Source organism: Chloroflexus sp. (genome assembly GCF_056331925.1).
Genome location: NZ_JBWGQH010000028.1, coordinates 29204 through 41900, shown reverse-complemented (window position 1 = coordinate 41900; position 12697 = coordinate 29204). Strand labels below are relative to the sequence as shown.

The following is a 12697-nucleotide window of genomic DNA, read 5'->3' as shown; positions in this document are numbered from 1 at the left end:
TATGTCGTGGTCGAGGTGCCGCGCGGGACGCTCCCCGATAGCGGCGGTGCGCTGCGGTTGTGGTGGGGAGAGCGGGCGATGAGTACGGTGGTGACGTACCCGGCGCTGACCGCCACGACGGTCTATGCGCGGCGTGAGGTTGACGCCAATGCGTGGGTGATCAGTACGGTGGCGACGCCGGGCGCGGCGAATATCTTTCCCACTCCGACAGCGCCTGCGACGGCAACGGTTCCGTCTAGCGCAGTGGTGACTAACACGCCCACAGTAACCAAGACTCCTACTGCTTCCAATACCCCGACGTACACAAAAACACCGACTATGACGAAGACCCCCACCGCTACAAAAACACCAACGGCTACAAAAACACCGACGGCTACAAAAACGCCGACGGCTACAAAAACACCAACGGCTACAAAAACGCCGACGGCTACAAAAACACCGACGGTGACGAGGACAACGGCGTCAATGGTAAGCGCCATCCCGACTGCTTGGCCGGCAGGAAGTGTGGTGATCGGTGCGTTGTTGCCGATCCCAGAGAGTGGGCAGAGTGAATGGATTGAACTTGCCAATCAACTGACGACACCGATTCAGCTCGGTGGTTGGTTTATCACCGATGCTAGCGGTCAGCGTCGGTTGCTCTCTGAACAGGAATTGATGGCAGGGGCAACAGTGCGGATTTCACTTTCGCGGGCTTTGCTGAACAACAGTGGCGATAGTGTTCAATTACACGACCCGTCGGGCACGGTGATTGACACGTTTCGTTATTCAACCGCAACGGTTGGTAGTGTTATCCGGCGACAGCCGGCTTTGTCAGCATCTGGGGTGGCAGTGCTGGTTGCTACCAATGTACCGATGTCCATACCGCCGGCAATACAGGCTTCGGCGGAATTGGCTGTGACGGTAGTTATCGTCCCCACCAATCGTCGGCCTGCCTCATTGTTACCCCGTGTACCGGTTTCTGGTGCTCTACCCACCATGTTGTCTACTGCTCCAGCAGTCACGTCGTTGCCGGTCGTAACGAGTGAATGTACCACGTGTGTACAACCAAACTGGTCTTTATCACGTATTGCTGCTGCCATTTTGGGTGTTCTTGCCCTCCTACTCTTTGTTGCCGAACCAACATCGGTGAAAACTGCGCAACGCGATCAGGATATGCTATAATCTCACAACACCGGTGTAGCCGATAACCTGAAAAGATAATTCAGAGAGGAACCCCCTATGAAAGATCTGCCTACCCTGATCGGTGAACGGTTGACGCAGAACCTGTGGGGCGTTCTCGGTAATCAAGGTTATATTCTGGGGATCGATCTCGGTAGTTACGGTTTGCGGGTAGCGTTGGTCGATCTCCAGCATCATACCTATCACAACGCAGCGATCGAATCGGTCGAGCACGAAGATCCCGACGCCACAGTTAAGCGTGTCGTTGAACTGGCACGAGGCCTAATGGCTCATACCGGCGCAACCATCGATCGGTTGGTACGGGTTGGTGTCGGTTTTAGTGGACCGGTCGATCTACGCTATGGTACAGTGCGCTTAGCACTCCGGCGGCCCGGTTGGGAAAATTACCCTCTCCAGGAACGGTTTGAGCAGGCGTTTGATACCGTCACCCTGATCGATAATGATGCGAACTTGATCGCACTCGGTGAGGCGACGTTTGGGGTTGGGAAGGGATGCCAACATCTCTTCTACTTCCACCTCAGTACCGGTGTCGGTGGTGGTGCGGTGTTGAACGGTCGTCTTTATCACGGCGCACACTCAATGGCCGGCGAAATCGGGCACGCGGTCGTCGGGCACGGATGGGATGGTGATGGTCGTCCGGAGACGCTCGAAGAGTTAGTTTCGATTGGGGGGTTGTTACGGCGAGCTGCTGCTGGGGGACTCACTACCGATCGGTTGGAAGACATCTTTAGCGATCACCCGGTGGCGCATCGAGTTGTGCAGCATACCGTCGATTTGATGGCTACCCGGATTGCCCAGGTCATTGCACTCCTTGATCCTGAAATGGTCGTGCTGGGTGGAATTGTCGTTCGGATTGGCGGCGATCGCTTCGTTGAGGCGATTGCGTCGAAGGTGAACAATTTTATTGCGCCACAATTTACCCGTCCGGTGCCGGTCGTTGCCTCGATTCTTGGTCCCGATAGTGTAGCGATCGGGGCAGTGGCGATGGCACTCGATAGTTTATCGGATTGATGCTCAGCGCTGTTTGCACGGAGCGCCGAGCAATGTTACAATGCAATAAGCTATATCGTAGCCCTACGGATAGCAGGGAGGCATCGTCCGCCTCTCTGTTTCCTGTTGTCTGTAAGTATAGTTGGGGGCAAAATGGACGCGAAGACGATCATCTTTGGCGATACTGCTATCGACCGTTTGCTCCAATGGTTGCGTGCAAGCGGTGAACCGAAGGACGTGCGCGAAGTGTTGCTTCAATATCTCGAAATCTTACACAAGTTGGTGACGGAGGAGAGCGAATGACCGCCACAACTGGAACATTGGCCGATGAAGTATGGCGACTAATGACCGCGCAAGGTATCCTCTTCGCCGTTGATGCCCCTATCCGCCAGACCCTCAGCAATCTGGTTGAGTTTTTTGCTGCCCGGCTCCAACGCGATCCTGATAGTGTGCGTGCTGAACTCGAAGCTGCTCTTGCCGCCGATGCGCGGTTTACTCGAGAGGAGATAAACGGTCAGGTCGTATTTGTTACCTCTCGGCAAGGGCATTACGTTTCGCCCGACACAACTGATACCCATACATTTAAACAGCGTCTCTACGATCCGGAGAAACCACTACCGGTTGACGATCTGAGCGTTGTGGTGTCGACATCACGTCCGGCATTAACGACGGTAGAGCCGGTGTATATCTCCGATTATTGGATTGAGCAGGCACGGTTGGTAGCGGCTGCCAAAGCCGCCGAACAAGTGTCGCCGGTAGAAGTGCCTGCACCGGCTGTAGGAGAGCCGGTTGTGGTTGAGCAACCGGTCACTGAATTGAAGCCATCACCGGCTGTGGCCGAGGTGACGACACCGCCGGTAGAAGGCGAGACGACGGCTGAGGTGGTTGGGTCGTCTGAGCCGGCTGTAGCTGAGCCGGTAGCTACCGAGGTGACGCTGCCATCCGAACCTGCCAAGCCGAGCACGGTGATCGTTGTCGAGGGGGTCGCGATTGATCTACGTCGCTCGCCAGCCGAGATAGTTGCTGAACACGGTTCGCTGCTTGAGCGTGTTCTGACCGAGCGGCTTGAGCAAGACCCATTGCGGCGCATCGTGAGCTTTGGTCGCTTGCATTATCCTGAGGCGAACCTTGTCAGCTTTGGTAAAAACGATCTCCGCAAGATTCGCGACTACATTATCGAACGGAACGAGCCGCTTCTCGATACCGAGATCATCGCTGACCTCTACTATCATAACCCGCGTCAACCCGATTACGAAGTCTTCCGTTTCTCGCTCAACTATCGCTTGTCGCGCGAGAAGGATTTTGAGTTTGTTGGGGTTGAAGGGGCAAACATCTGGTCAACGAAGGGCTTGCCCTCGATTGGCTCGAAGCGCGTGAAAGCGGCAGAGATGGGGCAGTTGACATCCTATCTCATCGAGGGCTTTGACGATAGTCTCGCCGATCAGAGTGCTGCGTCGATTGCCGCAAGTGGAAGTGTGACACGCTTCCTGACCTTCTTTGAATGGGAGTACGGCGTGCTGCCGCTCGATGCGGCGATGACTGCGCTGTTGCCGAAACCGGTCTTCGCCGATCAACGCAGTGCCGTTCTGCGCTTCAATTCGCCACAGCACTTTAGCTCGTATTTGGTAGAAGTCCGTTATCCGACCGGTAACCGCGGTGGGTGGTTGCAAGGGCTAGAGGACTTCTTCCACGAGCATCTTGTGCCCGGTGCGCTGATCACGATTAGTCGTACCGATGCTGTGAATGTCTTTTCGATCAGCTATGAAGAGGCTGATGAAACGATGGCACGCTTGCTGACGTTCGATGAAAAGAAGAATAAGTTCTCCTTCGCGAATATGACCTTCTATTGCATGGTTGATGACGATCTGCTGCCTGAGCAGAATCACTACGGCAAGCTGCGCAATCTGAAGGCGTTTGCGATGGGTGAACGGCGTAAGGCAGAGATGATCCTCGAACACGTGTGCGAAACGATGGGGGAACGGAGTGGGAGCCGTGACCAGCCCATGTACCGTGTGACGTTCGATGATGTATTTATTGCGTACAATGTGCTGCGTCCGGCGTCACGCTCATTTCTACAAGCACTCATCAATAATCACCCCTCTATCGCTGCCGATCCGGCTGCACCGGGGAGTTTCCTCTTCACCCCGCCATCGGTGGAGAGGGGAGCTGATGAAGCTGAGGATGAGGAAAATTTGCCGATTCAGCCGACTTTGCGCCGGCGCAGTGGTCGCTATATCGAAGACGATGAGTAGCGCTGGCGGCTGTTGATCTGCAATCGGTGAGTATACGAGTTTCAGGTGAGGTTCTCTTATCCAAGCCAATATCGATGAAGAGGGGCAGCTTCTGAGAGCTGCCCTCTCTTTCCTACGACGATAGTGTATATGTACCCGGTTGGATAATCACCTACGTATATCATTATGATCAAACCAACGTTTGCTGAACGTGTTGCTCAGCTTGAAACGAGTGACAAAGCGCCAACTCGCCTCGATCTGAAATTGCTGGCGAACCTTGGTCCCGAAAGTGTCTACATTTTTTGGGAACAGTGGCGTACATTTAGTCTCGAACGGCGACGCCACATCATGCGTCTGCTTGCCGAGATGGCAGAAGAGCAGATCCAGCTTGATTACCGTCCGGTGTTCCGCGCCTGTCTAGCCGATCAAGACCCCGAAATCCGGGTGCTGGCCATTGAAGGGTTGTGGGAAGATGACCACGAACAGATGATGGATCGACTGATTCAGATGATCCACGACCCGGCGGGTGAGGTGCGAGCTGCGGCATTGCTCAGCCTCGCTCGTTTTGCCTATCGTGCCGAGATCGGTGAGTTGGCGGCAAGTGCCTGTGAACGCTTGCATGCAGCATTACTTGCGGCTGCTAATGATGAGGCTCAGCCGCTTGAGGTGCGGCGGCGGGCTATTGAGGCCCTCGGTTACTTTGCCACGTCGCACGCTGCCCAAGATGCTATCGGGCGGGCGTACTCTGCAGATGACATTCTCATGCGTGAGAGTGCTGTCTTGGCGATGGGCCGCTCAATGCTACCGACCTGGATGCCGTATATCAAACGCGAGTTGCAAAGCCCGTCGCCGGCGTTACGCTACGAAGCGGCACGTGCGGTCGGTGAATTTGGTGAAGATGGGCGTGATTTGCTGCCGTTACTCTTGCCGTTGGTGGAAGAGGAAGATACTGAAGTAGCCCTTGCGGCGATTTGGGCGCTCGGTCAGGTGGGTGGCCCAGATGCACGCCGGATTTTGCAACGGCTGTCTCGTTCACGGGATGAAACCCGGGCGCAGGCGGCCCAAGATGCGCTTGCCGAACTCGATTTTGATACCCTCTGAGGATGTATGCCGTTTGTTACCGAACAGGCCGCGACATTGCCCGACGGCTATCGTCATATCGTGTTGTCGCCGCATCTTGATGATGCGGCGCTTTCCTGTGGAGGCTTTATTGCCCGCGCTACCACTCTCGGTGAACCGGTCTTAGTGGTAAATATCTGTAGTGGTAGCCCACCACCGGATACCGAGTTTAGTCCGTTTGCCCAATCGTTGCATGCCCGCTGGGGTTTGCCACCGGCCACGGTCGTTGCTCACCGACGAGTTGAAGATGCTGCGGCGCTGGGTGTACTTGGCGTCGATGCCTTGCTTGTCCCCGCACTGGATGCGATTTATCGCCGACCCGATGTCTATGCCGATGAGACGAAGCTGTTTGCCGTTCCGGCCCCTGATGATGATCTGGCCGATGTGGTTCGTACACTCATCGCTAGCTTAACCGAACGCTACGCGCGGGCCAGTTTTTATCTTCCCTTAGGTGTTGGCCTCCATGTCGATCATCAACTGGTCTTTAGCGCGGCAACTGCTGCGTTGCTTGAAACAGGTGTCTCCTATGCTTATTACGAGGATTTTCCTTATGCGCGGCAGGAAGCAGCCGTCGAGCAACGCATGACGATGATCGGGCGTGAACGTTATGCACCGCGCTATGTTCCGCTCGATGAGGTATTGCTTACGCGCAAGATAACCGCGATCTCGGCGTATGCCAGTCAATTGGGTGTGCTCTTCGGCGGTACGGCGGCGATGCCGGCGGCCGTTACCGAATACGCAATGCGCGTTGCACCGCAGAATATGCGCTATGCCGAGCGACAATGGGTACGGGTATGAGGTGGTTCATCGGCATTCCCGATCAGGTGCAGTGGGATGCCTTCGTCGCTGCTCATCCGCACGGTAATTTGTTGCAGGCGAGTCCGTGGGGTAGGCTGAAAGAACAATTTGGCTGGCATTGCCGCCGGTTGGCGGTGTTCGATTCGATGGGGACCCCTGTCGCCGGTTGCCAGGTGTTGTTTCGCCGAGCTTATGGTTTGGCATTCGGCTATGTGCCACGTGGCCCGTTGTTGGCTGGCGATCCGGCCATTGATGATCGGTTGATACGGGCGTTGCGATGGTTGGGTTGGCGGATGGCTGCGGTACTGATCAGATTGGAACCGAATGTATTGCTTGATGAACCCCACGCAACGACCCTGATGGATTGGGTACACCGTCATCGCTGGCCAATAGCCGAGACGATCCAACCCCGTAGTACCATTTTGGTCGACCTCCAACCGACCGAAGAGGCGCTCTTCGCTGCTTGCTCGAAGGGTCATCGCGCCGATATTCGCCGCGCCGAGCGGCTTGGCGTGACCGTGCGGGTAGGCGATGAAACCGATCTTACGACGTTTTATACTATTATGCAGGCTACCGGTAGTCGAGCGTCATTTGCTATTCATAGTCCTGAGTATTACACCGCTGCGTGGCGACTGCACCGGCCGCGTGCTCGGTTGCTGATCGCCGAACACGATGGCGGGCCGGTCGCTGCTCATCTGGTTTTCGCCGATGCTCGTTATGGGCGTTATCTCTACAGTGGGGCAACGGACGTGGGTTTGCGCAGTGGCGCTAATCATCTCCTTGAGTGGCATGCAATGCGTTGGGCGCGTGCATTGGGCTGTATCGGTTACGATCTGTGGGGCATCCCCGATGCCCTTGGTCAAGCCGCCTATGCGCCTGATGAACAGACCCGTCTGGCCCTCGAACAAGCAGCCCACCATGATCCTCTAATCGGTGTCTATCGCTTTAAGAAGGGATTTGGTGGCCGAATTGTGCGTTTCGTCCCGGCATTCGATGTCGTGTTGATGCCACCACTGTATGCGCTTGCGCGGCGTGCATTGGGAGGCTAATCCGCTGTTTCGCGTCGCAGAAAGATGTGCTATGCCGAAAACACTCGCTGATTTGTTGTCTGATGTATCCGTGTACCATCTGATCGGTGACCTTGCTACACCGATCAGTGCTCTTGTCTACGACTCGCGCCGGGTGACGCCGGGGAGTCTGTTTGTCGCGATTCGTGGGCAGCATAGCGATGGCCATGACTTTATCCCACAAGCAATTGCTGCCGGAGCGGCAGCGGTGGTCGTCGATCAACGGTACTGGCGTGGTGCGGTGTCGGCCGAAGTGCCGGTCGTGGTTGTTGCCGACAGTCGGGTGGCGCTAGCGCCTTTGGCTGCCGCCTTTTACGAGCATCCAGGGCAACAGTTGACGACCATCGGGATTACCGGCACCAAAGGGAAGAGTACGACCACCGACCTGACGGCTCAGCTCTTGGCTGCTGCCGGGCGTACTGTAGGTATGATCAGTACGGTTGATTTTCAGATCGGTACGCGGCGCTGGCCGAATGACACCCGTCAGAGTACGCCGGAAGCGCCAGAAGTACAGGCCCTCTTGCGCGAAATGGTTGTATCTGGGTGCGACACTGCTGTGATTGAGTCCACTTCTCATGCTCTCTCACCGCGTTGGGGGCGATTGGTGGGTTGCGCGTTTGCTGTGGCGGTGATGCTTAACATCGGTCACGAACATCTCGACTTTCACGGTACCTTTGAGCAATACCGTGCCGACAAAGCCCAACTCTTTGCCCTGCTTGCTGAACGCAATGGCCCGACGTGGGCTATTGTGAACGCCGATGATCCGCATCACGGTACGTTCCTGGCTGCCGCACCGTCGCAAACGATGCGATTACGCTATGCATTGCATGCTCCTGCCGACGTGCAAGGTCAGATTGTTCACAGCGGGCCGGCAAGTAGCCACATGCGGGTCCATTCACCGTGGGGTGAAATTGAAGTGACCGTGCCGCTTCCCGGACGTTTCAATGCTAGTAACGTACTGGCCGCACTCACTGTTGCCCTTACGCAAGGTGTACCGCTCGAACGTGCTGCTGCCGCTGTCGCTCATGTTCGTGCCCCACGTGGGCGGATGGTGTCGATCAATGCTGGTCAGCCGTTTACCGTAATCGTCGATTACGCACACAATCCCGATTCATTTGAGCAAATCTTTACAATGCTCCGCCCACAGGTGACAGGTCGGATGATCGCTGTGTTTGGCAGCGCTGGTGAACGCGATGTGAGCAAACGCACCATTCAAGGCGAGATTGCCGGTCGGATGTGTGATTTGCTCGTGTTGACCGATGAAGACCCGCGTGGCGAAGATCGTGAGGCGATCATTGCCCAGATCGCTACCGGCGCCGAACGAGCCGGTAAACGACCCGGTAGTGGCTACCTGTGTATTCCCGACCGGGCACAAGCGATACGGACGGCAATCGCTGCCGCTCGGCCCGGTGATATGGTGTTGCTGTTAGGCAAAGGCCACGAAGGTAGTATCATCTACGCCGATCATACGTTGCCGTGGGACGAAGAAGGTGAAGCGCGACGGGCGCTGGCCGAATTAGGCTATCATGCTAAAGAGCAAGCATGATCGATCTTGCTCCCCATAACCCACACACCCTGACCATCACGACACCGGTGATTGCCGCTGCCGGTAGTCTCGGTGATGTCGTTGGGGTGGTGCGGTGGCTTGGCCTCACCCAACCACATTCCGACCACGGTCTCGGCGCGATTATTAGCTCGACCGTTACCGTAGCCGGTCGGCGCGGTCAACCGCAGATACTCGCCACGCCGGCCGGCGTCCTTTATCACCACGGTAATACCAGCCTGAGTGTCAAGCAGGTGCGTGATCGGCTAGCTCCACGTTGGGCCGGCTACCACATACCGGTGTTGGTGAGTATCGCCGGCGCAGAGGCAGCCGATGTTGCCGCTGCCCTCGATGGTGTCGCCGGTGTTGCCGGCTTCGAGGTGGCTTTGCCGGCGCTCACCGCCGCCGAAGCTGCGCAGCGAGTCGCGGCTGTACGACGTGCGACTCTCTTGCCGCTGATTGTCCGTCTGCCCGGTGAATTACCCGATCCGGTGGCCGTGGCCCAAGCCAGTATTGCTGCCGGTGCTGATGCAATTGCCTTAATCGGTGGGTTGCCAGCCTGTATGCCACTGGCAGACGGCCAGCTTGTATATGGACGGCTAGGCGGGCCGGCTATTTTTCCTATTGCTCTCAGCATGGTTGCGGCCGTTGCCGCGGCAGTGTCAGCACCAGTGATCGGAATGGGTGGTATCGCGGCTCCCGATCATGCGCGGGCGATGTTGCAGGTCGGAGCACGGGCGGTAGCGTTGGCGAGCGCGTTAGTAACCGATCTGCGTCGGGCTAAGGTGATTGCCGATGCAGTGGGTGCAAGTGACTGATGAACCGCCTTACCGCCAGCGCACTTCACGCACGTGGATGTGAGCTGGCTCGCCGATCCCCACTTGCAAGATAGCGAAACGCACGTGTGCTGCCATTACCGTTTGAGGTAGGGCGAGGGATACTGTCGGGTCGGGTGGTAAGTTGCGATACGGTTGGCTGATAGTTGTTGTTGCTCCCTCTGGTGTTGTGATGGTGACGGTCAAATCGAGATCCATCGTCCCTAGGGTCAATTCGATCTCGTTTACCGGTTGGGGATTGGTAAAGCGCAACTCAATCACCAGAGGGTTTGCCTCAAACCCGCGGGCCAACGTAGCCGGATTGCCATCGAAGAGATCGGCGACGCTCCCTATATCAAAGTGGGAGTGCGCGACCACCAACTCTTTTCCGGCAATGACGAACGGCTCCTCAATCAACGCGGCGCGTGTCGCGCGTTCGGCTGCTAGTAGTTCGTCGATGTTCGCGACATAGCTGAGCCGAACCACGTAAAAACCGGGTTGGTCATCAGGGTATGGAATGATCTGTTCAGGCGGTTCAATAATAAACTTGCCGCTTTCTTGTGCTTGCTGATACTCGGTGGCGGTCATAATAAAAATATCGCGTTGTCGATCAAGATCACCGCGATAGTACAGATAGGCATCAATGCTAGTCAAGCTAACACGTTGGCGTTGTGCCGGATCGAGAAAAAAATCAACGAAACTGTTCGGATTGTTTGCCCACACCGGTGATACCCGTACTATGGCTTGGGGGTCACGCGCCAACAGCATTGGCACCGTCTCGCCGAAGATCTGAGGTGCGCCGTATTGCATACCGTACAAGCCGTAGTCGCGGAACCAAAGTGGTCCACCGAGCACGGCGGTACGCAGCAGGATGAGACTGTCGAGGGCGAGAACAAGCCCCAATGTGAGCGCCACAAGTCGTTGCCGATGCGGTACGAGGCGTTCGATCACTGCGTTCAGTCCGATGACACTCAGCAGAGCCGCCGGTACCACCATTGCCAAGGTTCGGGTTACCGCAATACCGACCAGCGCACTACTGAAGGGTGCCGCAAGTACGGCAATAATGAGCAGCCGGTAGCGTGAATCGTGCCATCGCCACAGACACACTCCTAGTCCGATGGTGATGAACGGCAACAACAGCAGCGGTATATGGCCGCGATCAGGAAAGCGATGCCGGTCGAGATCGATAGTATTGGGCCAAAACCAATAGCGTGGATCGAGTCCTTGACCGTACAACGTAAGAAAACGTTGGATCTTTTCGCCAAGCGGCATCGGTTGGAGCCAGTACGAATTGAGGGTACGGAGATGTTCGACTGTGGCGTCAGGTTCGAGTTGGCGAAAACGGACCAGTGGTATCAGTACAACGACGAACAGCGCAAGCGCCATCCATAGGCGTACTGGTGGTCGGCTAACATGGTACCGAGCATCGCTGATCAACAGCAGCAGGCTACTGATCAACATCACGCCCTGGCCGTTGGTGTAACTGTAGAAGGTAGCCGCTCCAAACAAAATCACCGCCACAATCCAGCGGTCGTCGTAATGGCAATAGGCCACGTATGCTGCGAGAAAGCAGGCATAGAACGCAACCATCAGCGCCGTTTCGAACGCAGTGCGTGAATGGAGAAACCACGCCGGCATACCACAGAGGGCGAGAATACCAAGCCACCAATACCGGTTGTGGTAGCCGAAGCGAAGGAGTGCGGCAATGCCGATCGGGACCAGCAGACCGACGATAACTGATGTGGCACGGGTCATCCAGACCGAATGGTTAAACCCAAAGAGAAGTATACTTACTGCATGAACATAAACACTTAGGCTAAGGCTCCACTTTTCAGCGTTGCGAAAATACGGTGGTAACCAAACCCCATTGCTATCCCGGAACCCGTTGGCAATCAGATCACGCGCTAACACGCCATGAATCGCTTCATCACAGAAGAAATAGATCGGGAATACACTCAGATCGGTGAAACGGGTGTAGAGGTAGAGTGCGAGGCTTGCGAATAGCAACACCGCTTCGTAGCGGCGGAGATGGCTTAGCCAGCCTGTTGCCGTGAGTGGTTGGTTCCACCAGTTGGATGAGTTGACGACGACAGCATCGTTCATAGAGCGTCTAACCACTCGCTCAGTGGGGTTGATGGCCGGTTGATAGAACAAGGGTAACCTGCATGCCACTCTATTATACTGCGACGATTCGCGAACGTCGCCAATTTGGCCATCTCGTATGGCTGTCTCTTATCGCACCGGAGATTGCGCGTACCGCTCGGCCCGGCCAGTTTGTGCTTGTGTGCGTTTCACCCAGCTTTGATCCGCTCTTGTGGTCGGTATTCTTTTTGGCCGGCGTCGATCACCATAGTGGTACCGTCGAATTACTGATCGATCCACGTGATTCGGCAGGAGGGAGGTTGGCCGGATACCCGGTGGGGACGCAACTCGACGTGTGTATGCCGGTTGTTCCGGCGGTAACGCCAAACCCGACGACTCAAACCTTGTTGCTGGCCGGAGTTGGCCCGACGTTGCCGGCCCTCCTGTTTACGGCTCGTCAGTACGCTGCCCGCCTGAGTATTTCCCTTTGGCTCACCGGTGATGAGGGATATCTCCCACCGCCGTTTCTCTTGCCAGCAACGGTTGAAGTGCAGACGAGTACCGGCGGTGCGGCGGCATTGTTCAATCTCCTCACGGCTTCTCCGGTGGACAATCCCCTACGGTGGGCCGATCAAATCATCTTTGCCTTGCCACCGCAGCTTTTTGGTATAGCAGTGGATGCCATCCGTACCATGCGATTACGGTGGGAACGCGGATTTGCGCAAGTCATCGTAGCCGGGCCGTTGCCCTGTGGTCTAGGTATTTGTCGCGTTTGCCAGATCGAGACACGCCATGGTTGGCAGCGATGCTGCATCGAGGGACCGGTGTTCGATCTGCGTGATCTGCGCTTGCCGGGACTATAGAATAAGCGTT

At 56.3% G+C, this 12697-nt stretch carries 11 protein-coding genes; 10 read left to right on the top strand and 1 reads right to left on the bottom strand.

All coding sequences use genetic code 11. The features are described from left to right. The 9 genes from AC01ZF_RS14150 to AC01ZF_RS14110 all read left to right on the top strand — a co-directional run. Window positions 1-1161: lamin tail domain-containing protein (locus tag AC01ZF_RS14150; protein WP_476575446.1), on the top strand; the 1161-nt coding region annotated here is incomplete at its 5' end. A 57-nt stretch (window positions 1162-1218) separates the two neighbouring features. Next, window positions 1219-2190 (top strand): ROK family protein, encoded by a 972-nt coding sequence (locus AC01ZF_RS14145; protein ID WP_424675223.1) that lies wholly within the window; start codon window positions 1219-1221, stop codon window positions 2188-2190. Window positions 2191-2322: 132 nt separating this feature from the next. Beyond that, the gene (locus tag AC01ZF_RS14140) at window positions 2323-2472 is read left to right on the top strand and encodes a hypothetical protein (RefSeq protein ID WP_015941759.1); all 150 of its coding nucleotides are present in this window, start codon (window positions 2323-2325) and stop codon (window positions 2470-2472) included. Next, window positions 2469-4421: a hypothetical protein gene (locus tag AC01ZF_RS14135; RefSeq protein ID WP_476575445.1), complete on the top strand. Its 1953-nt coding sequence runs from the start codon at window positions 2469-2471 to the stop codon at window positions 4419-4421. The genes AC01ZF_RS14140 and AC01ZF_RS14135 overlap by 4 nt, the downstream gene beginning before the upstream one ends. Before the next feature lie 165 nt (window positions 4422-4586). Further along, window positions 4587-5501, top strand: a complete 915-nt coding sequence (locus AC01ZF_RS14130; RefSeq protein ID WP_424675221.1) for a HEAT repeat domain-containing protein — start codon at window positions 4587-4589, stop codon at window positions 5499-5501. 6 nt (window positions 5502-5507) lie between these two features. After that, the gene (locus AC01ZF_RS14125) at window positions 5508-6317 is read left to right on the top strand and encodes a PIG-L deacetylase family protein (RefSeq protein WP_424675220.1); all 810 of its coding nucleotides are present in this window, start codon (window positions 5508-5510) and stop codon (window positions 6315-6317) included. After that, window positions 6314-7366 carry a lipid II:glycine glycyltransferase FemX gene (locus AC01ZF_RS14120; RefSeq protein ID WP_424675219.1) on the top strand — a complete coding sequence of 351 codons (1053 nt, stop codon included), beginning with the start codon at window positions 6314-6316 and terminating at the stop codon, window positions 7364-7366. Before AC01ZF_RS14125 ends, AC01ZF_RS14120 begins: the two co-directional genes overlap by 4 nt. Window positions 7367-7397: 31 nt before the next feature. Then, a complete protein-coding gene (locus tag AC01ZF_RS14115) occupies window positions 7398-8930 on the top strand; it encodes a UDP-N-acetylmuramoyl-L-alanyl-D-glutamate--2,6-diaminopimelate ligase (protein WP_424675218.1) in 1533 nt (510 codons plus the stop codon). After that, window positions 8927-9745, top strand: a complete 819-nt coding sequence (locus AC01ZF_RS14110; RefSeq protein WP_424675217.1) for a beta/alpha barrel domain-containing protein — start codon at window positions 8927-8929, stop codon at window positions 9743-9745. The genes AC01ZF_RS14115 and AC01ZF_RS14110 overlap by 4 nt, the downstream gene beginning before the upstream one ends. A gap of 9 nt (window positions 9746-9754) precedes the next feature. Here the strand turns inward: AC01ZF_RS14110 and AC01ZF_RS14105 are convergent, their stop codons facing one another. Further along, window positions 9755-11845 carry a hypothetical protein gene (locus AC01ZF_RS14105; protein ID WP_476575444.1) on the bottom strand — a complete coding sequence of 697 codons (2091 nt, stop codon included), beginning with the start codon at window positions 11843-11845 and terminating at the stop codon, window positions 9755-9757. A gap of 62 nt (window positions 11846-11907) precedes the next feature. Between AC01ZF_RS14105 and AC01ZF_RS14100 the strand changes: the two genes are divergently transcribed. Then, on the top strand, window positions 11908-12687 hold the full coding sequence (locus AC01ZF_RS14100; protein ID WP_424675215.1) for an iron-sulfur cluster-binding protein: 780 nt from the start codon (window positions 11908-11910) through the stop codon (window positions 12685-12687). Window positions 12688-12697 lie beyond the last annotated feature (10 nt).